The 24,730-nt window shown below is 57.8% G+C and carries 26 protein-coding genes; 14 read left to right on the plus strand and 12 right to left on the minus strand.

Going from position 1 to position 24,730, the window contains the following annotated elements; genetic code table 11:
* The 3 genes from AKL27_RS28535 to AKL27_RS21840 form a co-directional block, all read left to right on the plus strand.
* Positions 1–346 (plus strand): hypothetical protein (locus AKL27_RS28535; protein ID WP_232311063.1); only part of this gene is annotated, 346 nt, incomplete at its 5' end.
* A gap of 56 nt (positions 347–402) precedes the next feature.
* Complete coding sequence (locus tag AKL27_RS21835; RefSeq protein ID WP_232311064.1) at positions 403–1,209, plus strand: tyrosine-type recombinase/integrase; 807 nt, start codon at positions 403–405, stop codon at positions 1,207–1,209.
* A gap of 299 nt (positions 1,210–1,508) precedes the next feature.
* Complete coding sequence (locus AKL27_RS21840) at positions 1,509–1,973, plus strand: GNAT family N-acetyltransferase (RefSeq protein ID WP_050464988.1); 465 nt, start codon at positions 1,509–1,511, stop codon at positions 1,971–1,973.
* A 4-nt stretch (positions 1,974–1,977) separates the two neighbouring features.
* On the opposite strand, the gene AKL27_RS21845 is transcribed toward AKL27_RS21840, so the two are convergent.
* Positions 1,978–2,886 (minus strand): LysR family transcriptional regulator, encoded by a 909-nt coding sequence (locus tag AKL27_RS21845; RefSeq protein ID WP_050464989.1) that lies wholly within the window; start codon positions 2,884–2,886, stop codon positions 1,978–1,980.
* Positions 2,887–3,001: 115 nt separating this feature from the next.
* Here AKL27_RS21845 and AKL27_RS21850 point away from each other — a divergent pair, with 115 nt between their 5' ends.
* Both AKL27_RS21850 and AKL27_RS21855 read left to right on the plus strand, forming a co-directional pair.
* Positions 3,002–3,415, plus strand: coding sequence for a VOC family protein (locus tag AKL27_RS21850; RefSeq protein WP_050465048.1), 414 nt, complete (start codon positions 3,002–3,004; stop codon positions 3,413–3,415).
* A gap of 150 nt (positions 3,416–3,565) precedes the next feature.
* Positions 3,566–4,528 carry a LysR family transcriptional regulator gene (locus AKL27_RS21855; protein WP_050464990.1) on the plus strand — a complete coding sequence of 321 codons (963 nt, stop codon included), beginning with the start codon at positions 3,566–3,568 and terminating at the stop codon, positions 4,526–4,528.
* Here the strand turns inward: AKL27_RS21855 and AKL27_RS27930 are convergent.
* The gene (locus AKL27_RS27930) at positions 4,503–4,718 is read right to left on the minus strand and encodes a hypothetical protein (RefSeq protein WP_157057045.1); all 216 of its coding nucleotides are present in this window, start codon (positions 4,716–4,718) and stop codon (positions 4,503–4,505) included. The genes AKL27_RS21855 and AKL27_RS27930 overlap by 26 nt on opposite strands.
* Positions 4,719–4,825: 107 nt before the next feature.
* Here AKL27_RS27930 and AKL27_RS21860 point away from each other — a divergent pair, with 107 nt between their 5' ends.
* The 9 genes from AKL27_RS21860 (at position 4,826) to AKL27_RS21900 (ending at position 14,300) form a co-directional block, all read left to right on the plus strand.
* Entirely contained in the window at positions 4,826–6,301 is a 1,476-nt protein-coding gene (locus tag AKL27_RS21860; protein ID WP_050464991.1) for a 2-hydroxymuconic semialdehyde dehydrogenase, read from the plus strand.
* Positions 6,302–6,309: 8 nt separating this feature from the next.
* Positions 6,310–6,708 (plus strand): RidA family protein, encoded by a 399-nt coding sequence (locus AKL27_RS21865; RefSeq protein ID WP_083439213.1) that lies wholly within the window; start codon positions 6,310–6,312, stop codon positions 6,706–6,708.
* A 10-nt stretch (positions 6,709–6,718) separates the two neighbouring features.
* Positions 6,719–7,501 (plus strand): 2-keto-4-pentenoate hydratase, encoded by a 783-nt coding sequence (gene mhpD / locus AKL27_RS21870; protein ID WP_198156047.1) that lies wholly within the window; start codon positions 6,719–6,721, stop codon positions 7,499–7,501.
* Positions 7,502–7,521: 20 nt separating this feature from the next.
* Positions 7,522–8,310: a 2-keto-4-pentenoate hydratase gene (locus AKL27_RS21875; protein ID WP_050464992.1), complete on the plus strand. Its 789-nt coding sequence runs from the start codon at positions 7,522–7,524 to the stop codon at positions 8,308–8,310.
* A complete protein-coding gene (locus AKL27_RS21880; protein WP_050464993.1) occupies positions 8,307–8,744 on the plus strand; it encodes a RidA family protein in 438 nt (145 codons plus the stop codon). The genes AKL27_RS21875 and AKL27_RS21880 overlap by 4 nt, the downstream gene beginning before the upstream one ends.
* Positions 8,745–8,778: 34 nt before the next feature.
* Positions 8,779–9,339 (plus strand): 3-hydroxyanthranilate 3,4-dioxygenase, encoded by a 561-nt coding sequence (locus AKL27_RS21885; protein WP_050464994.1) that lies wholly within the window; start codon positions 8,779–8,781, stop codon positions 9,337–9,339.
* Positions 9,336–10,343, plus strand: coding sequence for an amidohydrolase family protein (locus AKL27_RS21890; protein WP_050464995.1), 1,008 nt, complete (start codon positions 9,336–9,338; stop codon positions 10,341–10,343). The genes AKL27_RS21885 and AKL27_RS21890 overlap by 4 nt, the downstream gene beginning before the upstream one ends.
* 53 nt (positions 10,344–10,396) lie before the next feature.
* Positions 10,397–11,785 carry an amino acid permease gene (locus tag AKL27_RS21895; RefSeq protein ID WP_050464996.1) on the plus strand — a complete coding sequence of 463 codons (1,389 nt, stop codon included), beginning with the start codon at positions 10,397–10,399 and terminating at the stop codon, positions 11,783–11,785.
* A gap of 406 nt (positions 11,786–12,191) precedes the next feature.
* On the plus strand, positions 12,192–14,300 hold the full coding sequence (locus tag AKL27_RS21900; RefSeq protein WP_050464997.1) for a TonB-dependent receptor family protein: 2,109 nt from the start codon (positions 12,192–12,194) through the stop codon (positions 14,298–14,300).
* Positions 14,301–14,367: 67 nt separating this feature from the next.
* On the opposite strand, the gene AKL27_RS21905 is transcribed toward AKL27_RS21900, so the two are convergent.
* The 10 genes from AKL27_RS21905 to AKL27_RS21950 all read right to left on the minus strand — a co-directional run bounded on the left by AKL27_RS21905 (position 14,368) and on the right by AKL27_RS21950 (position 24,728).
* On the minus strand, positions 14,368–15,312 hold the full coding sequence (locus AKL27_RS21905; RefSeq protein ID WP_050464998.1) for a DMT family transporter: 945 nt from the start codon (positions 15,310–15,312) through the stop codon (positions 14,368–14,370).
* 64 nt (positions 15,313–15,376) lie between these two features.
* Entirely contained in the window at positions 15,377–16,135 is a 759-nt protein-coding gene (locus AKL27_RS21910) for an AraC family transcriptional regulator (RefSeq protein ID WP_050464999.1), read from the minus strand.
* 319 nt (positions 16,136–16,454) lie between these two features.
* On the minus strand, positions 16,455–18,188 hold the full coding sequence (locus AKL27_RS21915) for an LVIVD repeat-containing protein (RefSeq protein ID WP_050465000.1): 1,734 nt from the start codon (positions 18,186–18,188) through the stop codon (positions 16,455–16,457).
* Between the two features lie 72 nt (positions 18,189–18,260).
* A complete protein-coding gene (locus AKL27_RS21920; protein ID WP_050465001.1) occupies positions 18,261–19,292 on the minus strand; it encodes a porin in 1,032 nt (343 codons plus the stop codon).
* A gap of 127 nt (positions 19,293–19,419) precedes the next feature.
* The gene (gene kynU, locus AKL27_RS21925; RefSeq protein ID WP_050465002.1) at positions 19,420–20,655 is read right to left on the minus strand and encodes a kynureninase; all 1,236 of its coding nucleotides are present in this window, start codon (positions 20,653–20,655) and stop codon (positions 19,420–19,422) included.
* 344 nt (positions 20,656–20,999) lie between these two features.
* Positions 21,000–21,620: a malonic semialdehyde reductase gene (locus AKL27_RS21930; protein ID WP_198156048.1), complete on the minus strand. Its 621-nt coding sequence runs from the start codon at positions 21,618–21,620 to the stop codon at positions 21,000–21,002.
* A 24-nt stretch (positions 21,621–21,644) separates the two neighbouring features.
* Positions 21,645–22,055, minus strand: a complete 411-nt coding sequence (locus AKL27_RS21935; RefSeq protein ID WP_050465003.1) for a RidA family protein — start codon at positions 22,053–22,055, stop codon at positions 21,645–21,647.
* Between the two features lie 2 nt (positions 22,056–22,057).
* Positions 22,058–22,969: a dihydrodipicolinate synthase family protein gene (locus tag AKL27_RS21940; RefSeq protein ID WP_050465004.1), complete on the minus strand. Its 912-nt coding sequence runs from the start codon at positions 22,967–22,969 to the stop codon at positions 22,058–22,060.
* A gap of 35 nt (positions 22,970–23,004) precedes the next feature.
* Positions 23,005–23,925 (minus strand): alpha/beta hydrolase, encoded by a 921-nt coding sequence (locus tag AKL27_RS21945; protein WP_050465005.1) that lies wholly within the window; start codon positions 23,923–23,925, stop codon positions 23,005–23,007.
* Positions 23,925–24,728, minus strand: a complete 804-nt coding sequence (locus AKL27_RS21950) for an ABC transporter ATP-binding protein (RefSeq protein WP_232311065.1) — start codon at positions 24,726–24,728, stop codon at positions 23,925–23,927. Before AKL27_RS21950 ends, AKL27_RS21945 begins: the two co-directional genes overlap by 1 nt.
* Positions 24,729–24,730: the final 2 nt, after the last annotated feature.

The raw sequence follows: 24,730 nt of genomic DNA on the forward strand, positions 1-24,730 counted from the left end.
CGCACTGCCCTTGGGCTGTTTCGATTGGGAGGAAATGATGGGAACCAGAGAAGGCCGGCGCGTACCGACCAAGGAAGCTGCGGCGATTCTCGGTATTGATGAACACCTGATGAGTCGTCTCGATGCTGAAGGTCGCTGGATCAAGCGCTACAAACTGACTCGTAAGACTCATGTCTACGATGTTGAATCACTCTATAACTATCTCGAATCATGCCAATCGAAACCTTTACAAAAGCCGGTCGTAAGCGCCTCCGCTGGACGTTCAACCGCATCATTTCAGGGCAGCGTGTCCGCCAAACAAAAATTCTCCCTGCGGGAATTTCTACCGCAGAAGCGGATAGCCTAGCTCGCAGCTGGGAGGCAGAGATATACGCTCTGGCTACCGGCCAACGGAAGGAGGTAGTGACGATCGGCGAATGTGTGAAATTGCATGTCGCTGATAAGTGCGCCGAATGGAAAGATGCCTCAGCCAGAATCGGGATTTTAGAAAAGTGGGCGCCTGAATACAAAGACCAGGATGCGACGGACTTACACGAATGGTCGAAGCAGCTAGTTGGCTACATGCGCGCAAAAAAAACGCACGATGGCAAGCCGAAGCGATCACTCGCGGATAGTTCGATCAGAAATGTATTGGCGTATCTGCGGGCGGCAATCAAGTACGCCTTCAAGGTCGGGAAAATCGCCGAGGATAAAACTGCTCGAATGGCAATGCCTACTGTCAGCAATGAACGCCACCATTATCCTGACCGGAGGGAAATGCTGAGAATCGCAATGAAATGCCGAAATCGCCAGGTCAGAGCCGCAATCCGGATAGCTTTCTATTCTGGCATGCGGAAGGCCGAAATCTTGCGCGCAAAGCGAACCAAGAAAGGATTCTTGCTGGAGGATACGAAGAATGGCGAACGGAGAATCATACCGATCCACCCGCGTATCGCTGTGCTGGCCCGTAAAATTAGATTCACGATTGATGAGGAAAAAGTGTCTGATCAATGGGACATTGCCCGCGAACTCGCTGGATATCCAGAGACTCGGTTCCATGATCTACGGCATGGGGCAGCATCAGAAATGATCAACTCCGGCGTTGACCTATATACGGTGGGCGCAGTTCTCGGCCATATGTCCCCGGCGTCAACAAGGCGCTACAGCCATTTAGTGACCGATAAGCTCGCCGAAGCAGTAGGAAAAATCGGAGGGAAAAAGCGGAAATAGCGTGTGCATTTTTCTGCCATTTCATTGAATTTCACTGTATTTATTCACAGTATTAAAGTAACGTAAGTCATTGATTTTCTACTGCAATGGCGTAGATATGCTGTGTTTACAAACAGCTAAATGGGACTCTTAATCCGTAGGTCGAGTGTTCGAGCCACTCACGCCCCACCAAGCATTCGAAGGGATTCCAAGCAATTGGAATCCCTTTTCTGTTTAGCGCTGCATATTTGTGTACCTGCTCTTCTGCCCGATTGCCCTCTACTCTGCTGTACGTTTTATCGCTACGGTAAAATCCCGCCATGACAGAAATCCACCACGCCCGATTCCCCCAAGACCTCGAAACGGTCAAAGATATTTTCCGTGAATACGTCGGCAGCGCCACCGTCAGTCTTGAATTTCAGGATTACGAAGCGGAGTTTGCCGCGCTGCCGGGCAAATATGCCGCACCACAGGGCCGTTTGTTGCTGGCCTGGCGCGGTGAACGCCTGGTTGGCTGTGCCGCCTTGCGTCAGGTTGACGCGACTACCTGCGAAATGAAACGGGTGTATGTGCGGCCGGAAGCGCGGGGTGAACAGCTTGGCCGGCGGCTGGTCGAGCGGATTCTCGATGAAGCACGCGCGGCTGGCTACGCACGCATATGCCTCGATGTGTTGCCGGAGTTCACGGCGGCGCAACAGATTTATGCTGCGCTTGGTTTTACCGATGCCCCGCCGGTCACGTTCAATCCGGTGCCCGGCACCAGATTTCTTGCTCTGGATTTATAGGCACTCAATTCTTGCCGCCGAGGCCCCCGAAGCCGGGACAACTGAGGGCCGCCCGTGTCAATGCCGTCACCATGCCCGGCCGCTCGGTCCGGGTATTCGTCAGTAAAATGATTTCTCTGTCGTACTGCCCCGGTGATGCCGATGCGGATGCCGCTATCGGCGTGATCCGGCAATCCGGCGCCAGACGTTTGAGTCCATGCCAGTCCGGCACCAGACTGACGCCGACGCCATCAGCTACCAGCATGGCAATCGCCTCCAACGCGTCGAGATCAAACAGTGTCGCCGGTTGCAAGCCGTTCTCCTCGAGATACTTGACGGCGTGGCGGCCACCCCAGGCATGCGGGTCGTAGCGGATATACGGTTGCTGCCGCAATACGGTGGTGATGCTGTCGCGGGTCTTTTGCTTTGACAACAACACCAAGCGCTCCTTGCGCAAGGACACGGCGCGCATCATCTTCGGCAGTTCGAACGGTGGCGCCACCAGGATGGCGACATCCAGTTCGCCGTCGTGCAGCGATTGATACAGTGCCCGCGAGGTGCCGGGCAAGATCGCCGGTTTGATGCCGGGTGCCTGTTGCGTCAATGCCAGCAAGGCTGCCGGCATCAGTCCGGTCAACACCGTGGAAATGGCGCCGATGCGCAAGGTGCCGGTGAGTCTGGCCGGATCGGCGTCACCCGCCAGCAAGCCCACCTCGCGCACGATCTGTCGCGCCCGCGGCAATAATCCAAGACAGGCATCACTGGCCTTGGCGGCATGGCCGACACGTGACAGCAAGGCAAAACCGAAATGGCGCTCCAGTGCCTGAATGCGCTGACTGACGGCGGCGGCGGTCAAACCTTCGGTGCGCGCGGCGTCGGCAATCGAACCGCAATCAACAACGGCAATCAGGCTTTTCAGGTAGCGGGTATCCATAAATAATTCTTTTGGATGCGATAAAAATTACATGCTATCTCTTTCGCATCAAAAACGCTACGCTGACGGCAATATACAAAACCTCAATCCGCCCATCATTTTTTTGGAGCCTGTCTTGCAATCCATTTTCCATCTGGCGTATCACGTTCTCGATCTGGATCAGTCACGCCACTTCTACGGCCAGTTGCTGGGCTGCAAAGAAGGTCGCAGCACCGAGACCTGGGTCGACTTTGACTTTTTCGGGCATCAGATTTCGCTGCATCTGGGACAGCCGTTTGCCGTGACCAATACTGGCAAGGTCGGCGAGCACTGGGTACCGATGCCGCATCTGGGCATCATTCTGGCGATGCCGGACTGGCAGGCGCTGGCGCAGCGTCTGCGCGAAGCCAGGATTGCTTTTGTGCTCGATCCGAGCATTCGTTTTGCCGGCGAGCCTGGTGAACAGGCCACCATGTTTTTCCTTGATCCCTCCGGCAATCCGATTGAAGTCAAAGGCTTTGCCGATCTGAACAGCGTCTACGCCAGCTGAATTATTCCAGCCGGCAAGGCAGCAAGTATTGCCGAATGCCGGTTGCATGCAGCCGGCACGACGCCATGAGCACGCCCGCAGAGGAAGCCATGTCATTCCATATAATACCGACCGGTATCTGGCTCCGCGCCGGCCGGCAGGGAGACCAGCATGTCCGACAAACGCGCCAACATTCCGCTGACCGATGTCATGTTGCGGCGACTGAAACTCAAACCGCTGCTGATTTTTGACCGGGTACTCAGCTCGTCATCGATTGCCGGTGCGGCACGCGAACTGAATCTGACCCAGCCGGCGGTAACCAAAGCCATTCAGGAACTGGAAGCGGATCTCGACGTGGCGCTGTTCGAACGCACCAATCGCGGCGTAACGCCAACCTGCTATGGCAACCTGTTGGGCACGCGGGTCAAAACGGTGATCGCCGAACTGCGTTACCTGACCGATGAGCTCAACACGTTCCGCACCGGCGACAGCGGTCACGTCATCATCGGCACCGGCATTTCAGCATCGGCCCGGCTGCTGCCGCAAGCGATAACCAAACTCAAGCAACAGCGACCGGGGGTGCTGGTCACCGTGCGCGATGGCCCGACCGATCAATTGTTTCCGGCACTGTCCACCGGCGAAATCGATATCGTGGTCGGTCGCCTGCCCGAACGCGATCTGCCATTGGCGCGCATGTATGCGTTTCAGCATGAAGTGCTGTATCGGGAAGCCTTGTGCGCCGTCACCGGCTGCAAGCATCCGCTGGCCCCACGCCACGACATCGAATTGCGTGATCTGCTCGACTGGCCCTGGATCTTCCCGTTGCAGGCATCGCCGGCGCGCCTGACGGCAGAACATTTGTTTCTCGATGCCGGTCTCAGCTTACCGGTCAACGTGGTCGAATCGCTGTCGCTGCTGACCAACATCGGCCTGATGCAAAAAACGCCATCGATCTCATTGATGCCACGCGCGGTGGCCGAACATTTTTCCGAACTCGGTCTGCTGTCGATCCTGAAGCTGGGCGATCTCGGCGATTTCGGTGATATCGGTTATTCGATTCGTGCCGACCGCGCGCCGACACCGGCGGCAAAAGTGTTCATCGCCTGTCTCAAAGAAGCTGCTGCCGAATACTGACCATCATCAGACAGCGTGACATTTCATGTTTACCCGTTACCGGCAGGCGCCGTCTTTCTGCGGCGCCCTCTTCAACTTCGACAGCAGGCCGAAAAGCGCTTTCCGACAAGGCTTTTCTGCGCTCTCCGCAGGTCGCATGTCGTTGCGAATCGCCATAAATAAGCGGCATGTCAGCGTCCATTTTTTTCATTATGTTTCATATCAGGCAGTTCTTATACTAGCCCTGCAAAGTGATCTGACATGGCCGCCAGCGGCGCTGTCATCCACACCACTTCAGGACCAGTTCAATCAGGAGACATGCTTGTGAGTTCCACCCATCCAAAGCAATTGCAGCACTTCATCAACGGCGAGTTCCTTGCTACCCAAAAGACCTTTCGCAATATCTCGCCGGTGAATGGCCAGGTGATCAGTGATGTGTGCGAAGCCGATGCCGCCACCGTCGATGCGGCAGTCAAAGCTGCTCAGGCTGCCCTCAAGGGACCGTGGGGTCGTATGGGTGTACAGGAACGCGCGGCGCTGCTGCATAAAGTTGCCGACGGCATTCAGGCGCGCTTTGAAGAATTCGTTGCCGCTGAAGTGGCTGACACAGGGCGTCCGGTGCATCAGGCGCGCACGCTGGATGTGGCGCGCGGCATCGCCAACTTCCGCACCTTTGCCGACCTGATCAAGACTGCCGGCACCGAAGTATTTCAAAGCGAAAGCGCCGACGGCCTCGGCGCTCTCAACTACACCATCCGTAAACCGCTCGGCGTGGTCGGCATCATTTCGCCGTGGAACCTGCCGCTGCTGCTGTTCACCTGGAAAGTGGCACCAGCGCTGGCCTGTGGCAATGCGGTCGTGACCAAGCCCTCGGAAGAGTCGCCATCGTCAGCGACCTTGCTGGCGGAAGTGATGCGCGACGCCGGCGTCCCACCCGGCGTATTCAATCTGATCCACGGCTTCGGCGGCAACTCGGCCGGTGAATTCCTGACCGCCCATGCCGATGTCGATGCCATCACTTTTACCGGCGAATCGAAAACCGGCAGCACCATCATGAAGGCGGTGGCCGACGACATGAAGGAAGTGTCTTTCGAGCTGGGCGGCAAGAATGCTGCCGTGGTCTTTGCCGATGCCGATTTCGATGCCGCTATCGATGGCGTCATGCGCTCCTCCTTCACCAATTCCGGCCAGGTGTGTTTGTGCTCGGAACGCGTGTATGTCGAGCGCCCCATTTTTGATCGGTTTGTCGCCGCCATGAAACAGCGCACCGATGCCTTGCAGGTCGGCTATCCCGGCGACGACGGCGTCGATATGGGGCCGCTGATTTCGCATGGCCACCGCGACAAAGTATTGTCGTACTACCGGTTGGCGGTTGAAGAAGGCGCCACCGTGGTGGCCGGCGGTGGCACGCCCCGCTTCGGCGATGAACGCGACGACGGCGCTTACGTACAGCCGACCATCTGGACCGGTCTGCCGGACAGCGCGCGTTGCGTAACGGAAGAAATCTTTGGCCCGGTCTGCCATATCGCGCCATTCGACAGCGAAGAAGAAGTGATTGCCCGCGTCAATGACAGCGACTACGGCCTGGCCTGCGCGCTCTGGACCACCAACCTGAAACGGGCACACCGGGTGGCGCCGCAAATCGAAGCCGGACTGGTATGGGTCAATACCTGGTTCCTGCGCGACTTGCGCACACCGTTCGGCGGTGTCAAGCAATCCGGACTGGGACGTGAAGGCGGTCGCTATTCGCTGGAGTTCTATTCGGAAGTCACCAACATCTGTATCAAGCTGTGAGCCGGATCATGACCAACAACGAGCGCATCTGCATTCAGTCCGACGCCATTCCGGCGCCGCGCTTTCGCTACAGCCCGTGCGTGCAAATCGGCCCGGTGGTGCAAGTGTCCGGCATGGTGGCGCTGGACCCGGCCAACGGTCAATTGGTCAGCGGCGGTCCCGGTGCCGAGACCGCCTGCATCCTGGCCAATCTGCAGCGCGCCTTGCCTGACTATGACGTCACGCTCGAAGACTTGCTGATCGCCCGCATCTTCACCACCCGCTTTGACGCCTTCGCCGACATCAATGCCGCGTGGGAAGCCGTGTTTACCGCTGACCTGGTACCGCCGGCACGCACCACCGTCGGCGTCAGCGCCCTGCCGCTCGGTGCCAGCGTCGAAATCGAATTCTCGTTCATTCAATCCTGAGGCCGTCATCATGAATAATTTCATCGAACAAGCTGCCGACCGTCTGTGGCAAGCGCACAGCAGCAGCCAGCCATGCGCTCCGGTGCGCGATCTGATCGGCGCCAGCGATGTCGCGGCGGCGTATGCCGTGCAACAAATCAATACCGAACGCTGGATCAATCAGGGCCGGCGTCTGGTCGGCCGCAAGATCGGGTTGACCTCGAAGGCGGTCCAAAAACAATTGGGCGTCGATCAGCCTGACTTCGGCATGCTGTTTGCCGACATGTGCGTGGCCGATGGCGAAGCCATCGATATCAGCCGCATCATTCAACCCAAGATCGAAGCGGAAATTGCACTGGTCATCGAACGTCCGCTGACATATGCCAACCATACCGTGGCCGACATCATCAATGCCACCGCCTATGCCTTGCCGGCGCTGGAAATCGTCGGCAGCCGCGTCGCCAACTGGGATATCCGGCTGACCGACACCATCGCCGACAACGCATCCAGCGGCCTGTTCGTGCTCGGCTCGCGTCCGGTCCGACTGGATGCCTTCGACATCGTCAATTGCGGCATGTTGATGGAGCGCCGCGGCGATCAGGTATCGATCGGCGCCGGTGCCGCTTGCCTCGGCAATCCATTGCACGCGGCAGTCTGGCTGGCCGATGTCATGGCCAGCGTCGGCAATCCGCTGCAGGCCGGCGACATCATCATGACCGGTGCGCTGGGACCGATGGTGGTGGCTGCTGCCGGTGATGTATTCGAAGCCCGTATCGAAGGCCTGGGTCAGGTCAGCGCCTCGTTCGGCGTCTGAGCACAAAGGAAAACAGAATCATGACATCAATCAATCTGCAGCAACTGGCGGGTACGCTCGACGCCGCTGCTGCCAACCACACCGAAATCGATCCGCTGACGCCGCAACATGCGTTCTCGCTGGAGCAGGCCTATGCAATTCAGCGCGCCTCGATTGCCTTGCGCCATCAACGCGGCGAACGACCAGTCGGTATCAAGCTTGGCTTCACCAGTCGCGCCAAGATGATCCAGATGAATGTCGACAGCCTGATCTGGGGCTTGTTGACCGATAGCATGCTGCGCGAAGAAAGCAGCGTGATCGATCTGGGTGATTTCATTCATCCGCGCGTGGAACCGGAAATCTGTTTTCTGACCAGCCGTGTCATTGATCGCCCGCTCAGCATGCTGGAAGCCGGCAACTATCTGGCGGCAGTGGCACCGGCCATGGAAATCATCGATTCCCGTTATCGCAATTTCAAATTCACGCTGGAAGACGTGGTTGCCGACAATTGCTCTTCTGCCGCTCTGGTGGTCGGCGCGTTTTCCGAGCAACCGGAAGACCTGCGCAATCTGATCAATCGCGGCGTCGCCATGCGCTACAACGGCCACGCGGTGCAACTCGGCAGCACCGGCGCCATTCTCGGCAATCCCTTGCGCAGCATCGTGCAAGCCTCGCAATTGCTGACCCGTGCCGAAATGGTATTGCCGGCCGGCTCACTGATCATGGCGGGTGCAGCCACCGCAGCCGAAGGGTTGCGTCCCGGTTTGCATGTCAGTACCGATATCGGCGGTCTGGGCCGGGTCGAATTTTTCACCGGAGCGGCAGCATGAACCATCAGGCAAACAATAGTGCTGTACAGGCCAAGGTAGTCGAAGGCAAGGCGCTGCCGCGCGGCAAATTCCCGCATATCAAACGCGCCGGTGATTTCCTGTTCATCTCCGGCACCAGCTCGCGCCGGCCCGACAACAGTTTCATCGGCGTCGAAGTCGATGCCATGGGCACGACCCGGCTCGACATTGCGGCGCAGACGCGTGCCGTCATCGACAACATGCGCGACATCTTGCGCAGCGTGGATGCCGACCTCAGTGACATCGTTGAAATTTCGACTTTTCTGGTCAACATGAATGACTTCGGCGGCTACAACCAGGTATACGGCGAGTACTTCGACTACGACGGCCCGACCCGCACCACGGTTGCCGTGCATCAGTTGCCGCATCCGCATTTGCTGATCGAAATCAAGGCGATTGCCTACAAACCGACATAACACCAACACAAAATCCACAACATCCGGAGACACCATGTTCACTTATGGCATGCCATTCAATTTCCAGCGCTGGCTGGATGACCATGCCGACCGCCTGAAGCCACCGGTCGGCAATCAACAGATCTGGCAAGACGCCGACTTTATCGTCACGGTCGTTGGCGGTCCCAATCAGCGCACCGATTTTCATGACGACCCGCTGGAAGAGTTCTTTTATCAATTCAAGGGCGACGCACATCTGATGATCATGGCCGCGGGCAAGCTGGAACGGGTCGATCTGAAAGAAGGCGACATTTTTCTGTTGCCGCCGCACGTGCGTCATTCGCCGCAGCGGCCGCAAGCCGACAGCCGCTGCATGGTGATCGAACGTCAGCGCCCGGCCGGCATGACCGATGGTTTCGAATGGTACTGCCTGCAATGCAACCATCTGGTTTATCGCGTCGAAGTCCAGCTCAAGAACATCGTCAGCGATCTGCCGCCACTGTTCGAGCGCTTCTATAACGATCCCGCACTGCGCGTTTGCACACATTGCAACGCGGTGCATCCGGGCAAACAGGCCCGCTTCGCCGACACATCACATCAAGGGGCTGCACGTTGACCATCAAACCACCCGCAGTGATTGACATTCACTCGCACTTTTTCCCGCCGATCACGCAAGCCGAAGCCGCTTCGCTGGATCCGCATGCAGCGCCATGGCTGCAGGTCAATGACAATGAACACGGCATGATCATGACCGGCAACAAGCCCTTCCGTCCGGTCTATTCGGCGCTCTGGGATCCGGCTCGCCGCATCATCGAAATGGATGCCACCGGCGTCGATGTGCAAATCATGTGCGCCACGCCGGTGATGTTCGGCTACAGCTATCCGATCAACCAGGCGCTGCCATGGGCGCAACGCATGAACGATTATGCGATTGAATTGTGTGCGCACAATCCGCAGCGCCTGAAAGCGCTGGCGCAAGTGCCGTTGCAAGACATCGATGCCGCCTGCCGTGAAGCATCGCGCGCCAAGAGCATCGGCCACGTCGGCGTGCAGATCGGCAATCACTTCGGTGACAAGGATCTGGACGATGACGACATGCTGGCCTTCCTGACCCATTGCGCCAATGAAGATATTCCGCTGCTGGTGCATCCGTGGGACATGATGGGCGGCGAACAGCGCATGAAGAAATGGATGCTGCCGTGGCTGGTGGCGATGCCGGCGGAAACCCAGCTCGGCATCCTGTCGCTGATTCTGTCGGGCGCCTTTGAACGGCTGCCGCGCTCCTTGAAGATCTGCTTCGCCCACGGCGGCGGCAGCTTCGCCTTCCTGTTGGGACGGGTCGATAACGCCTGGCGTGAACGCGACATCATCCGCGAAGATTGCCCGCAACTGCCCTCTTCTTATGTCGACCGCTTCTTTGTCGATTCTGCGGTATTCGACAGTCGCGCGCTGGAACTGCTGGTCGACATTATGGGCGAAGAACGGGTAATGCTCGGTTCCGATTACCCCTACCCGCTGGGCGAGCAGCAAGTCGGCCAACTGATTCGCGACACCAAATTCAGTACCCGCACCCACGCCAGACTGCTGGCCGGTAACGCCCTCAGCTTTTTCGGCCTGTAAGCCGTCACGGCATATGTTTCAGCAACACCAATAATATTCATCAGGAGACTTTCATGCAGGACAGCAGCGACCATTTTCAAGGCGTCGTCGATCAGGAAAAGGGGTTGCGGCGCAGTTTGAGCAGCGCCCAGATGTCGATGATCGCCATCGGTGGCGCCATCGGCACCGGCCTGTTTCTGGGCAGCGGTTTCGCCATCGGCTTTGCCGGTCCCAGTGTATTGATCAGCTATGCCATCGGCGCCATCATTGCGCTGCTGCTGATCGGCTGTCTGGCAGAGATGACGGTGGCGCACCCGACGTCCGGTTCGTTCGGTGCCTATGCCGGCTATTACATCAGTCCGTGGGCCGGCTTCATGGTGCGCTATGCCTATTGGGCATCGATCGTGCTGGCGGTCGGCACCGAGGTGACGGCAGTGGCGCTGTACATGCAGTACTGGTTCCCCGACTCACCGGCATGGGTATGGATTGTCTTGTTCTCGGGTTCCCTGATCGCGGTCAATGCCTTGAGCGTGAATATCTTCGGCTTTATCGAATACTGGTTTTCGATGATCAAGATCGTGGCGATTGTCGGCTTCATTTTGCTCGGTGCCTATGTCGTCTATGGCGCGCCGGCCGAAAGCGGCATCGGTTTCGCCAATTATGTGTCGCATGGCGGCTTCTTTCCGAAAGGCGTCTGGGGCACGTGGGTAGCAGTGATCGTGTCGATTTTCAGTTATCTCAGTATCGAAATGATTGCCGTCGCCGCCGGTGAAGCCAAGGAGCCGGAGAAAGCCATCACCCACGCCTTTCGCGCGGCGATGTTCCGGCTGGTGATTTTCTATCTGCTGACACTGGCACTGATGCTGGCGATCCTGCCGTGGTCTTCGGCCGGTACCGACAAGAGCCCGTTTGTCCTGGTGATGGAAGCGATCAAGATTACCGGTGCCCCCGGCGTGATCAACTTCGTGGTGCTGATTGCCGCGCTGTCAGCCATGAACAGTCAGTTGTACATCACCACCCGCATGATGTTCAGCCTGTCGCGTGCCGGTTACGCCTCGCCACAATTCGGCAAGGTCAGCGCCCGTGGTGTGCCGGTCCGCGCGCTGGCCTTGTCTTGCATCGGGATTGCCATTGCCACCGCCTTGAGCGTGCTGTATCCGAAAGCCTCGTTCACGCTGATGATGTCGGTGTCGATGTTCGGCGCCATGTTTACCTGGCTGATGATTTTCGTCACCCACTTCTGTTTCCGGAAACGCTGGCTGCAAGAAGGCAACAAGCCGCTGGCATTTCGCATGTGGGGCTTTCCATGGCTGACATCGCTGGGCATCGGCATGATGCTGGCGATCATGATCACCACCTGGTTTGTCCCCGAGTTCAAAGCAACCTTGTTGTTCGGCATGCCGTTCGTGATGTTGCTGAGCGTGATCTACTACCTCTGGTATCGCAAGCCGGTAACACACTGATTACTGACTACCATTCCCCGAGACCAACGCCGTGCATCACTGCACGGTTTTTTTTCTTGTATTTGCCTGCATCCGCCCCCGGGCTGCATGTCACGAGCGCAGGCCAAGTATTTCCCAATGGAAATATTTGATGCCGACGTCGGCATCAACACCACTCAACGCACGATTCCCCCTGTAACAATTCCGCCACACTTCTACCCGTAACAGGCCACCGCCAGCCTACCGCGAGGCGCTGATCGCAAATTTCGTTTGGATGCAAAAACGAAAATGGTTACCATTCTCATTTCCTGTTTTCAGTTACAAAATCCTTGCAAGTATTGCCATGGTGCCGGCCCGTCCTCTGTCTGCTCAGCGCACCAGCTTATTCATTCCGATTCTTCACCTGCTTTTTTCCTGACCAAATATCATGTCCTCGCTCACCCTTCCGCGCGCCGTCGCGACGCCAAACCGTTGTGCCATCGCCATCGCCGCTGCCTTGATGTCCCTCTCCGGCAGCGCCTGGGCGCAGCAGGCACAGACCGGCAGCGGCAACGCGCTGGAAACCATTCAGGTCAGCGGTGACTGGCTTGGCAGCAACAGTCTCGATACCAGTGTGAAGACCTTCCCGGGCGCCCGCACCGTGGTCAAGAAAGATGCCATTGAAGCCAGCGGCGCCAGCAACATCGGCGACGTCATGCGCCGCATTCCCGGCGTGCAGGCCACCGATAATTCCGGCACCGCCGGCAGCGCAATTTCGCTCAATATCGGCGTGCGTGGCCTGACCGGACGCTATTCGCCGCGCTCGACCATTCTGCTCGACGGTATTCCGATGTCGGTGGCGCCCTATGGTCAGCCGCAAATTTCGTTTGCGCCGGTCAGTCTCAACAACATGGAGTCCATCGATGTCATTCGCGGTGGCGGCGCAGTACGTTACGGTCCGCAAAACGTCGGTGGCGTGATCAACTTCAAGACCCGCTCCATTCCGACCGGTCCCGGCGTCACCGGTGATGCCACCGTGCGTTACAACAGTTTCGGCCAGGGTGGTTCCAGCACCCAGTACAGCGCATTTGCCGGCACCCAGCTCGACAGCGGTCTGGGCCTGGCCGTGCTCTATTCGGGATCGGATGGATCAAGCTGGCGCGCCAACAGCAATGAGCGCCTCAACGACTTTGCCTTGAAGTTCCGCTACGAAATTTCGCCGACCTCGGAAATCTACGGCAAGTTTTCCTACTATGACGTCTTGTCGCGCACACCGGGCGGCCTGACGGTAGCGCAATACAATGCCGACCCATTCCAGAACACGCGCAAGCATGATTTCTGGAGCGGCAATCGCAGAGCCTTCGATATCGGCTACCTGAACACCTTGTCCGATACCCAGGAATTCGAAATCCGCACTTATTACACCAAGAGCTTTCGCCAAAGTGTGCTGCTCGATCCCAAAAATATAAACAACTACATCCATCAGCCACGCAACTATGAAACGCTGGGCATTGAACCGCGCTACACCCAGCGCTTCGTCACCGGTGCAGTAACCAACGATGTGACGGTCGGCTATCGCTATATCCGCGAACTCGGCGACGACAACAACTTCAACGAAAGTGCGACCACCGGCGCTTTCGGCCCGACCGGCACATTCAAGAATCAGACTGACGCCCACTCGTTCTATATCGACGACAAGATTGCCTTCGGCGCATGGCGCATCACGCCGGGCCTGCGTTTTGAAAACATCAATTCGATCCGCACCGATGTCACCAACAAAAGTACCTACACCGTCCACAACAACAAGCCGCTGCCATCGCTGAACGTGGCCTATCTGCTGACGCCAGCCGTGACCTTGTTCTCGAACTACAGCACCTCGTTCGGCGCGGTGCAGAACACCCAGCTCAATTCGCTGACGCCGAACAATCCGCTGACCCCGGAAGTGGCGAAAACCATCGAAGCCGGCGCCCGCTTCAAGGGCAGCAATCTGTCAGCTGAAGTCACCGTGTTTGACATCCGCTTCGACAATCAGATCAACCAGATTCCGAACACCACACCGGCGCTGTTCCAGAATATCGGCAAGACCCAGCATGATGGAATCGAAACTTCGCTCGATTACAGTTTTGACAAAGACAGCGTGCTGCGCGGTCTGAACCTGTACGCGACCTATACCTATACGCGTGCGGTGCAGAAATCGGGCACCACGGCCGGCCTTGATGTGCCGTTCTATTCACGCACCACCGATACCCTCGGCACCCGTTACACGATGGGACCATGGGCATTCGATCTGTCGACCACGCATCAAAGCCGTCAATTCATGGATAACGCCAATACCATCGCGGAAAAAGCCGATGCCAGTACTGGTGAAATTCCAGGCTTCCGCACCTGGAATACGCAAGTCAGCTGGAAAGTGCCAGGCGCCAAGGGCTTCGACGTCATGGCCGGCGTCAACAACCTGACCGACAAACGCTATTACACCCGCAACATCGACGGCAATGCCGGCCGCATGGTGGGTGCGCCGCGCACCATGTACGTGCAGGGGCGTTACGCGTTCTGATGCATTGATATTGCCTGATATTCTGCAAAGTCCGCGGCCCTTGGCAGCGGACTTTTTTTCTTCGGCATCAGTTATCCGCTTGCGATGCAGGCATGCGATGCACCGCCACGCAACTGAGCACACTGGCCGCTACCAGTACCAGCGAAATGCTTTCCAGCAGCGTCGGCCAGCGCGCTTCCCATAGCAGTCCGTAACACAGCGCAAACAAGGTTTCAAACAAGATCATCTGGCCGATCATGGTCAACGGCAGCAAGCGGCTGGCGCGATTCCAGAACGCATTGCCAATGATCGAAGCTACCAGTGCCACGCCTGCCGCGATGCCGGCAAAATGCAGCCACGAGATTGATGGTCCGGTATTGCTGTTCCACGCAAAGGCCGGAATCGCGAGCAGCAATGCCATGCCCCCCGTGATCAGTCCGGTCAGCAGATTCCATTGATGGGACGAGATCGTGTGCAAGCGTTGCAAGGCGTGGCTGTTGCCAACGGCATAGGTAGTCCACGATATCAGTGCCCCGACTGCACACAGCAAGCCGAATATCGCGCCGGCACCGTCGCTGCCGGCGGCGCTGCCCAAGGATTGCCACGCAATGCAAAGAATGCCGGCACCGCCCAGCAACAACGATGGCATGAGTTTGCGCAGCGGCACGGCATCGCGGCCGCGACTGCCGACCAGCGTCACCACCACCGGCAGGAAGCCGATTACCAGTGAGGTCATCGCCACGCCGCCAGAACGCACCGCCTGCGCCAGCAAGATGTAGTACAGCACATTGCCGACTGCGCTCAGCCATAACAAGGTGCGCCAGTCACGCCAGCGCAGTTGCGCCCGCAGCTGTCGCCATTGCGGTGCAATCAAGGCCACGGCAAACAGACCATAAGCTAGATAACGTCCCACCGCCAATTGCAGCGGTGAGTATCCCGTGGCCAGTTCGGGCGCGAGGAACACAAATCCCCAGCAAGCGCCGGCGCCGATACCGCACAGCAGCCCCAACCCGGTATTTCTGTATGTCGTCATGAGACGCCTTTCTGATGCGAAAGGCGCATGGTAAGCGGCGTGGAAAAACCTGTCCTGTCGCCGGCTACGGCGTTTTTGTTGCCAACTCCTGTGCCTGCTTGCGATATGCCGCCGGCGACATCTGGCCGGCCCGCCGCATCGCATGGGTGAGCGCGCTTTGATCGGCATAGCCGCAGCAGAAGGCGATCTCGGCCAGCGGCAAATGGCTGCGGGCCAGCATGTCCATGGCTTTGCGCAGCCGCAGCTGACTGAGCCAGGCACGCGGTGTGCTACCCAGTTCGGTTTGAAACAGTTCGTGCAACCGGCTGATACTGAGCGCCGCCTTGTCGGCCATCTGGCCGGTCGTCCATGGCAATTCGGGTCTGGCGGTCATGGCGTGCAGCAACAGTGTCAGCCGTGATTTCGGACGCGGCGCCTGCTGCAGCAAACCATCCAGCAGCAGCGGCACCCAATGCTGCACATTGGTAGTGACCGCAGCCTTATCCGCCAGCAACAATTCCATGTATTCAATCAGGCGCATGGCCGGCGCCGGCAATTGAATTACCGGCTTGCGCGCCAGGCGCTCCGCTACGTCATCGGCCAGTGCGGCAGGATCGAGATCAAGAATCAGGGAGCGATTGGGCGCAGTCCCCGCTTGCGAATGCAACAAGCCCGGTTCGATGACCGAGGCGCTGCCCGGCACCAATCGGCCCGCCGTGCCGCCGACATCGATCAACAGATCGCCGCTCAGCGGCAGCACCAGTTGAAAAAAATCGTGACGATCGGGGCGCTCCGGCTCACCGTAGCTGCGGATGTCGATTTCGGCGGGCGGGTTGATCAACATGAATGGCGATTGTGAATTTTGCTTTCGCATCGGATAAACACCGGAGGGAATCCACCGGCGTCAGGAATTGCTTCCGATTGTATGCGCATCGGCCAGCGCTGGCAAAATCTGCAAAAAAAATGCCATCCGGCGATAACGCCGGATGGCATAAGCTCAAGAGAAGAGATGATGTCACTGACAGACTTGCGTTACTGCTGCTGCGTTACAGCGCGATTGACTGCGCGGTTTTCAGCACTGCTACACTGCCTGACTGCCAGCCGGCAGTGTTACTGAAGGCAGCGGCCGGTTTCAGATACCGAACCGGTCGCTGCCGTCTTGCTTACTTCTTCGGCATGCCGAACACCGGTTGACCCAGCAGCGGTACCGACAAACTGTAGATGCCGTGGTTCGAGAATACCCACACCAGACTGCGGTCCCATTCGACGAAGATGCTGTGCACCGGATTCGGCAAGGCGCGGATCGACTGCGTCTGCTCATCCTTGGTATGACGGGCCGGATCGATCATCTTCGGCACGAAGTACGCGGCGATGGTCGGGTTCAGCGGATCCTTCACATCAAACATTTGCATGCCCGCGTTGTAGTACGAGTAAGGCATGTAACGCGGGCTTGGCGTACCAGGCTGGATCTGGGCATAACCGCTGCGCTTCGGTCCGAAGCTGCCGCGACGCTGGCAGTAATCGGTGAATGGCGCATCCTTCGGCGGTGTCGGCGTCGGCAGCGTGTTGACGATCTTCGGATTCCTCGGATCGCGCACGTCGATCGAATAGATCGCCTTGAGCGGTTCGTAGCAATCTTCCGTCATCGGGTAACCGCTGTAATAGACCATGCCGGTCGATTCCACTTTGGAGACATCGATGTTGTCGCCTTCGGTGCCAGTGACGCTGAGTGGCATGTCAATGTGCGCCACTTGCTTCATGTTCTTCGGATCGGAAATATCGATCACGTAGAAACCGAAGCCACCCATGGCGGCATAACCATACTTGCCGCCCTGCTCCACCGGCTTCGGAATGAACAGCGGCATGCGCGATCCCATCCAGGAAGTCTTGTTGCCGGCACGCGGATTCTTTTTGTATTCTTCCTCTTCACCCAGACGCGAACCGGGCGCCCACCACATCGACAGGCGCTTCGGATTGGCAGGATCGGAAACATCGAACGCCAGTTGGCCGCCGGTGTACAGATAGGTCTTGTACTCTTGATTGACAAAGGTATTGTCCGGCGCGCCGGCCACGAACAGATACTGATCGCCGTTATAGACCGGCACGTCCTGACAGCCGGAACCTTCCTGCGGCTGGTTCTGTGCCGAGTGGTACGGATCGAGCGAAGTTTCCGACAGCAGTTTCCAGTCGGTCCACTTCGGGCTGGTCACTTCAAACATGCGGAAGCCGCGCAGCATTTGCTTTTCGTGGACTTTCTTGACCTGATCCGGATTGGTGTACTTGTTCGACAGCAGGCCGTAACGCGAGATTTCGTAGCACTGCACCGCAATCATCTTGTTCAGCTTCTTGTTGAACTTGACATTGAACGGGCCGAACTGATGTTCGCCGCCACGGGTATTGAAAGTTTTTTGCTGCACCACTTTGACATCATGCGGATCGGTGATGTCGAACAGGTTGTACATCCAGGTTTCATAGTCGTACAGATAGCGACGACCATTGAAGTCGAACGAAGCCTGCCAGCTGTGGCCGGCACCGGCGACGTACGGCACGAAATTCTCGACCTTGACGTTCTTGGCGTATTGATTCAGATCCAGATACGGCAAGCTGCCTTCGACCGGATGCGCGCCATAGGCGTCAGGGGCCGCCTCCGGGCTCTTGAACTTGCCGGTCGTCTTGTCATAGCCCCAGCTGCCCGGCACCGGATAGGCCGGTTCGCCCGGCAACAGGGCGTGCTGGCCGCCGGCTGCTTCCGGCGCGTTCGGCGCATTCAGATTGGCGCCGCTGCGCGGCTGCTGCGCATGGGCCGGCATCATTGCTGCAGCGGTAACTGCACCTGCCAGCAATGTCGTCATTACACTATGTTTGAACATCTTGTTTTTCATGACTCCTTCTTTCATTTTTGCGTCTCCTTGAAACTTTAGCCGGCCGGCTTGCGCCGGCCTGAATCAATGCCAGTCACCGGACTGGCATCAGAATGCGTGACGAATACCGAGTTGAATGCCACTGTTAGGCGCTACCGCACCGGAACTGTTGAACGTCATCGGATAGCTCACCGGCGTATTGTTTTTCTTGTTGATCCGGCCATAGTTGGCATACAGATCGGTACGCTTGGACAGGTTGTAGCCATACCCCACCAGGAAACCGTCGGCATCCGACAACTTCACGTTGTTGGCATCCTGCTTGTGGACGTAGCTGCCGAACACGCGGTGTTGCGCCGTGATCTGCCAGCGTGCACCCAGTTGCACATCCCAGCCCTTGGTCTGGAAATCGACATAGGGTGGATAAGCGTAGTAACCGTTATAGGTGTGATAAATGAAGGTCGGTTCGATACTGCCAAAGCGATAGGCCAGCGCCAGGTAGTTATCGCGCGAGGTGCCGATATTGCTGGAGAAAATATTCTTGGTGTACTTGAGATCGCTGGCAAAACCGGCGAAGAACGGACCATTGCGATATTCCACCGCGGTGCTGACATAGCGACCGTTGCTGCTGCCATCTTCTTGTCCGGCAGTGACCATGAAGCGTCCCATCAGACCGGCCACGCGTGGCGTGTTGTAAGCGACGGAATTGTTTTCGCGATACGGTGCGTAGAAGAATTGCATGTTGCTGACGATACTGTAATCGGCCGACCAGCTCGGATCGGCATACCCGGCGATCCAGTAGGAAGGCGTGTTCTGCCGTCCCATTGACAGCGTACCCCAGTCACCGCTGAGCCCGACAAACGACTGCCGTGGTTGCGGACCGGCGCCGGTATCTGCCGAGAACTGCATTTCATGGGTAAAGAATGCCTTGCTGCCGCCGCCCAGATCTTCCGAACCGCTGAATACCAGACGCGACGCATTCAGGCCGCCGCTGGACATGCGATAGGTACTGTCCTTGGGCGTGGAAAGACGTTCCAGGTTGATATCGACAAAGCCCGAAATAGTCAACCCATCGGCGGCCAATGCCGATCCCCCGGTACCTGCAGCCAGTACTACTGCCGCAACAATTCCTCTTGTTCTCACTTGTACTCCTCCTGGTTAAATTGATGCGATATGCTTCTCGAGAGCATGTCCGCCCATCGTCTTCTGCGAGACGATCAGGTTGGCGCCGGCATGCCGGCGCCGCCATTCATTGGTTCACGCGCGTACCTCAGGTCACGGCCTTCTTGGTCAGGAATTTTTCCTGATTCCATTCCTGGCTTTCCATGATTTCTGCAATCGCCTGCACCGTGTCATAGACATCGGCGAAGCCGACATACAAGGGGGTGAAACCGAACCGCAAAATATTCGGCATCCGGAAATCGCCGGTGATGCCGCGTGCGATCAGCGCCTGCACAATCGCGTAACCTTGCGCATGCGTGAGCGAAACCTGACTGCCGCGCACTGCGGCATCACGTGGCGAAGCCAGTCCGAAATCCCAGGCTTGCAGTTTTTCATCGACCAGCTTGATGAACAACTCGGTCAGGGCCACGCTCTTTTGTCGCAAGGCCAGCATTTCCACGCCATCGAACACTTCCAGCGCCGATTCCAGTGCCAGCATCGACAACAACGGCGGCGTGCCGCATTGCATGCTTTCGATTCCCGGCGCCGCTTCGTAATTAAGGACAAACTCGAATGGCCGTACATGACCATGCCAGCCCGACAACGGTTGCCGCATTTGCTGGTGATGACGGTCTGCCACAAACACAAAGGCCGGTGCGCCCGGACCACCATTGAGATACTTGTAACCGCAGCCGATGGCCATGTCAGCTTTGGCTGCATTCAGATCGACTTCAACGGCACCGGCGCTGTGCGCCAGGTCCCACAATGCCAGTGCGCCCACGGCGTGGGCCTTGGCCGTGATTTCCGCCATCGGATAAATCTGGCCGCTGCGATAATTGACATGCGTCAGCATCACCACGCCAACGCTGTCGTCCAAGCCTGCCAGCACGGCCTCGGCCGTCGATTCCACGTAGCGGATTTCGAGACCGAAGATTTCTGCCACGCCTTGTGCGATATACAGATCGGTCGGAAAATTGCCGCGTTCAGTCAGAATCACCTTGCGCCCCGGATTCATGCGCACTGCGGCGACCAGCGCCTTGTACAAATTGACCGAGGTCGAATCCGCCACCATCACTTCATGTTTGCCGGCACCGACCAGACGCGCCACCTTGGCGGCGACGCGTTGCGGCAAGTCGATCCAGTTGGCATCGTTCCAGGAACGGATCAAGCCTTGCGCCCATTCCTTCGCAATCACTTCCTGCATGCGTGCCGGCACGTGGCTTGGCATCGCGCCCAGCGAATTGCCGTCGAGATAAATTTCACCTTCGGGCAAAGTGAATTTGTCGCGACATGCCGCCAGCACATCTTGTTCATCCAGCTTGATACAGTCTTGTCTCGTTACCATTGTCGTTTTCCAGATACTAAAAATTTTTGTCTGCTGCCCGTTTTCCGGCGCCATGCAAATGCCTGTTTTCCGCGCCAGCTACCACTACTTGTTGCCCAGTATGGCGTCCTGCTGAAATAAGCGAAAATGAATATTTCTGCGCTGATCATTCCATTAATTTATAGGCAGATTACGCACCGCCGCAGTGCATTGGCACTACTCTTTGCAACCTGTACCAGATGCGGTAAACGCACAACAGGGAACCGGTGCAGTTGACTGTACCGATCCCCCGTTGCGCCCCGCATGCGGCTTGCTGTCCGCATCTCTGCATCAATCTCTGGCACCCGTGTTCGTGCGCATTGTCGTCAAAGCAATTCGCAGGCTTGTTCAAAATTCAGACGCGGACTGCGCGGGAACAACTTGCTGCTGTCGCCATAGCCGAGATTGCACAAGAAGTTGACGCGCAGGCGTCCGTCCGCAAAGAACTCGTCATTGAGTTTTCCGGCATCGAAGCCGGACATCGGCCCGCAATCAAGTCCGATACTGCGTGCCGCCAGCATCAGATAAGCGCCCTGCAAACTGCTGTTGCGAAACGCGGTGGCCTCTGCCAGCGCCGGCTTGTCGGCAAACATCGCCTGCATGCTCAGGTTGTGCGGAAACAATTGCGGCAACAATTCATAGAACTTCGTATCGTAGGCAATGATGGCCACCACCGGCGCACTCATCACTTTTTCCACATTGCCGGGATTGAGTGTCGGCCGCAAACGTTCCTTGGCGGCAGCGGAACGCAAAAACACCAGGCGCGCCGGCGAGCAGTTGGCGCTGGTCGGCGCCAGCTTCATCAGTTCGTAGAGACGGCGCAACTGCGCATCCTCGACCGAGACCGGCAACCAGCCGTTTTGGGTACGGGCATTGCCGAACAACTGATCCTGTGCCTGCTGCGAGATTGCTTGCTGCAAGAATGCGTCTTGTGAATGGGTCGTCATGATTTTTCCTTTGCCGTCATGCGGCTACGAAGGTTTGAAAGCGATTGCGGTCAACTCCACCACCATGTGCGGATGCGGCAACTGATGCACGGCGACGGTGGTGCGGGTCGGTCCCTGTTCGCTGAAATATTCGCCATACACCTGGTTATAGGCATCGAAGTCTTGCATGTCGACCAGATAGACCGTCATCGCCGCACAATCTTCCAGACCGGCGCCGTACGTCGCCAGCGCATCGCGGATTTTTTCGATCACTATCCGGGTCTGCACCCGAACGTCACAGTGCACGCTGCCATCGGCGGCCGGCGTGGTGCCGCCGACACTGCCGTCGGCCAGACGCGCACTCATGCCGGACACATAAATATTGTCACCGGCACGCTTGACGTAGGGGTACTTGCCGAGCGGCTTGGCTGGCGTCGATGCAGTGTTGGTCGTCATGCTCAATCCTTCAGGCCGGGCATCGCGAAATCGATGTGTTGCAGTTGCTCCAGCAATTGCGTCTTTTGCGGCGCCGGCAATGCCGTCAACGGTGGCCGCACGATATCCCAGGCCGGATTGCCGCTGTAGTGCGCGGTCGCAAACTTGAGCGCCGCGATCATCGGATAGCTCTGGAAAATCTGCCGTACTGCATCGACTTGTTGCTGCAATTGCGGACCGTTGCTCTGATCCCATTCAGCGCACAGGCGATTGATCGCCACCGGATTGATATTGGCAGTCGCGGAAATGCAGCCGGCGGCGCCGAGCGGGCGAGCGCGCGACAAGAATGATTCCGATGCCGGAAAAATGGCAAAGCCGGGAAAGGCTTTCAGCATCGCTTCGATATTGCTCCAGTCACCGGAGCTGTCCTTGATGCCGACTACCGTATCCGGAAAATCCTTGATCAGCCGCTCGATAAGCGTCAACGTGATCGGCACGCCGGTAAAGGCCGGGATGTGATACAGATACAACTTCAGCTTGGGTGAAGCGACACGGGCGATGATTTCCGCGTAGTAGCGGTACAGGCCATCATCCGATACGCCTTTGTAATAGAACGGCGGCAACATCAGCGCGCCGGCGCAACCGATATCGACGGCGTGACGTGTCAGTGCCACGGTATCGGTGATGGAACAGCAGCCTGTGCCCGGCAACATGCGCGCCGGATCGAGACCGTCTTGCACCAGACGTTCCAGCAATTGCTGCCGTTCCGTCACCGACAAGGAGTTGGCTTCGCTGTTGGTGCCAAAGATCGCCAGCCCGGCGCCCTGGCTCATCAGCCACCGGCTGTGGCGGACAAACAGGTCGGCATCCACACTCAGATCAGACTTGAAAGGCGTGACGACAGGCGCAAACACGCCGCACAATGCTTTGCTCATGATATCTCTCAGATTGGTTTTAATTGATGAAAGCGCTAGCGACCGGCTTCGATAAAGTCGAGAATCTGCCGGCCCAGCAAGTCTTCCCGGGTATCGAAATGGGCGACGATGGACGTATGGTTGTGATTGCGTACCTGGACAAAACGTGGCGCCTGACCGCGCGCCCGACTGACTTTGTAAAACAGTTCGGCGGCGTACACATCGAGATACGGGTTCTCGTGTTCGGCCACGGCAATCATCAGCGGCACGTCGATTTGCGCCGCATACGTCACCGGTGACACTTGTTCATAGCGACTGACATCCTCGCCCCAATAGGCTTTGACGCCACCGGCATTCGGGTTGTCCGCATGCACATCGGCGCGCAAGCGCGCACTGATCAGCACCAGCGCTGCAATGCCGTGCCCGGCAACCGGCCGCACTTGCGGATCAGCGACATAGCTGGCGGCATGCGCACCACCGGCAGAATGACCGATCAGAATAATGCGCTGTGGATCACCGCCATATTCTGCCGCATGCTGCCTGACCCACGCGACCGCCGCAGCCACGTCTTGCGATCCGGCTGGATAAGCGGCTTCCGGCGCCAGTCGGTATTCGATATTGATACCGAGCATGCCCTGCCGCGCAAAGTAGTACAGCACGTTGCCGTAAATCTGCTCGTTGGAATTCATGTTGCCGCGCAAGAATGCGCCGCCATGCACGAACAGCACAATCGGCCGGCCGCCCGGCGGTGCTGCATCGTGCGGCTGATAGATATCCAGCTTTTGGCGTACATGCGCACCGTAGGCAATATCGCGCGTGACACTGATGTCGTCCTTGCTGACTGCATTCAGCACCGGCGTGTAGATATCCACCACCGCCTGCCGGTGCCGGTTGATATCCCTGGCCCACACCGGGCCCATGTCCAGCAATGCACGGCATGCTTCTTCGGACAATCCGAGAAAGACGCTGTCATGCATCAGTAGACTCCCATGATCTTGCTGATCTCGGCGATGTACTGACCGTAGCGCGGGTTGCCCTTGATGTTTTCGGGCAGGCGCGGACGCGGCAGATCGATCTTGATGTCATGGATGATGCGGCCCGGACGCGCCGACATGACCAACACGCGATCCGACAAGAACACCGCTTCCTGAATGCTGTGCGTCACCAGCAATACCGTTTGCATGCGCTCTTGCCAGATGCGCAGCAATTCGACGTTGAGCAAATCGCGGGTCAGCGCATCGAGCGCGCCGAACGGTTCATCCATCAGCATGATGCTCGGGTCGAGCGCCAGAATCTGGCCGATTGATGCACGCTGGCGCATGCCGCCCGACAATTCGTGCGGGTGATTGTTTTCAAACCCCGACAGCCCCAGCATCTTGATCAGGTCACGTACCTTGGCTTCGGTTTCCGCCGCCGGCAACTTGCGCAATTGCGCGCCCAGTTGCATGTTCTTTTCCACCGTCAGCCACGGCAGCATGTTACTGGTCTGGAATACCACGCCGATTTCCGGCGATGGTTTGGTCACCGGCTTGCCATTGACCAGGACATCGCCGCTGTTGTGCGGCACCAGACCGGCGACGATCCGCAGCAACGTACTTTTGCCGCAACCGCTGGGGCCGAGAATCGACACGAATTCACGTTCGCGAATATTCAGCGACACTTCTTCCAGGGCATTGACGGCTTGCTTGCCGGGAAAGCGTTTCAAGACATTGCGTACGACAATCGCTCCACCTGCTGCAGCCGCGGTCGCCTGCGGATTCAACTTATCCAGATTCATCATGT

It is taken from the genome of Herbaspirillum autotrophicum (genome assembly GCF_001189915.1).
Classification (GTDB): Bacteria; Pseudomonadota; Gammaproteobacteria; order Burkholderiales; family Burkholderiaceae_D; genus Herbaspirillum; species Herbaspirillum autotrophicum.

Bases quoted from the DNA above. Each gene is read 5' to 3' on its own strand.
- AKL27_RS21865 (WP_083439213.1), top strand. From the start codon at position 6,310: ATGACCAACAACGAGCGCATCTGCATTCAGTCCGACGCCATTCCGGCG.
- AKL27_RS21875 (WP_050464992.1), top strand. From the start codon at position 7,522: ATGACATCAATCAATCTGCAGCAACTGGCGGGTACGCTCGACGCCGCT.
- AKL27_RS21900 (WP_050464997.1), top strand. From the start codon at position 12,192: ATGTCCTCGCTCACCCTTCCGCGCGCCGTCGCGACGCCAAACCGTTGT.
- AKL27_RS21930 (WP_198156048.1), bottom strand. From the start codon at position 21,620: ATGACGACCCATTCACAAGACGCATTCTTGCAGCAAGCAATCTCGCAG.
- AKL27_RS21860 (WP_050464991.1), top strand. From the start codon at position 4,826: ATGCTTGTGAGTTCCACCCATCCAAAGCAATTGCAGCACTTCATCAAC.
- AKL27_RS21840 (WP_050464988.1), top strand. From the start codon at position 1,509: ATGACAGAAATCCACCACGCCCGATTCCCCCAAGACCTCGAAACGGTC.
- AKL27_RS21895 (WP_050464996.1), top strand. From the start codon at position 10,397: ATGCAGGACAGCAGCGACCATTTTCAAGGCGTCGTCGATCAGGAAAAG.
- AKL27_RS21855 (WP_050464990.1), top strand. From the start codon at position 3,566: ATGTCCGACAAACGCGCCAACATTCCGCTGACCGATGTCATGTTGCGG.
- AKL27_RS21935 (WP_050465003.1), bottom strand. From the start codon at position 22,055: ATGACGACCAACACTGCATCGACGCCAGCCAAGCCGCTCGGCAAGTAC.
- AKL27_RS21880 (WP_050464993.1), top strand. From the start codon at position 8,307: ATGAACCATCAGGCAAACAATAGTGCTGTACAGGCCAAGGTAGTCGAA.
- AKL27_RS21950 (WP_232311065.1), bottom strand. From the start codon at position 24,728: ATGATGAATCTGGATAAGTTGAATCCGCAGGCGACCGCGGCTGCAGCA.
- AKL27_RS21910 (WP_050464999.1), bottom strand. From the start codon at position 16,135: ATGTTGATCAACCCGCCCGCCGAAATCGACATCCGCAGCTACGGTGAG.
- AKL27_RS21905 (WP_050464998.1), bottom strand. From the start codon at position 15,312: ATGACGACATACAGAAATACCGGGTTGGGGCTGCTGTGCGGTATCGGC.
- AKL27_RS21845 (WP_050464989.1), bottom strand. From the start codon at position 2,886: ATGGATACCCGCTACCTGAAAAGCCTGATTGCCGTTGTTGATTGCGGT.
- mhpD (WP_198156047.1), top strand. From the start codon at position 6,719: ATGAATAATTTCATCGAACAAGCTGCCGACCGTCTGTGGCAAGCGCAC.
- AKL27_RS21885 (WP_050464994.1), top strand. From the start codon at position 8,779: ATGTTCACTTATGGCATGCCATTCAATTTCCAGCGCTGGCTGGATGAC.
- AKL27_RS21945 (WP_050465005.1), bottom strand. From the start codon at position 23,925: ATGCATGACAGCGTCTTTCTCGGATTGTCCGAAGAAGCATGCCGTGCA.
- AKL27_RS21915 (WP_050465000.1), bottom strand. From the start codon at position 18,188: ATGAAAGAAGGAGTCATGAAAAACAAGATGTTCAAACATAGTGTAATG.
- AKL27_RS27930 (WP_157057045.1), bottom strand. From the start codon at position 4,718: ATGAAAAAAATGGACGCTGACATGCCGCTTATTTATGGCGATTCGCAA.
- AKL27_RS21940 (WP_050465004.1), bottom strand. From the start codon at position 22,969: ATGAGCAAAGCATTGTGCGGCGTGTTTGCGCCTGTCGTCACGCCTTTC.
- kynU (WP_050465002.1), bottom strand. From the start codon at position 20,655: ATGGTAACGAGACAAGACTGTATCAAGCTGGATGAACAAGATGTGCTG.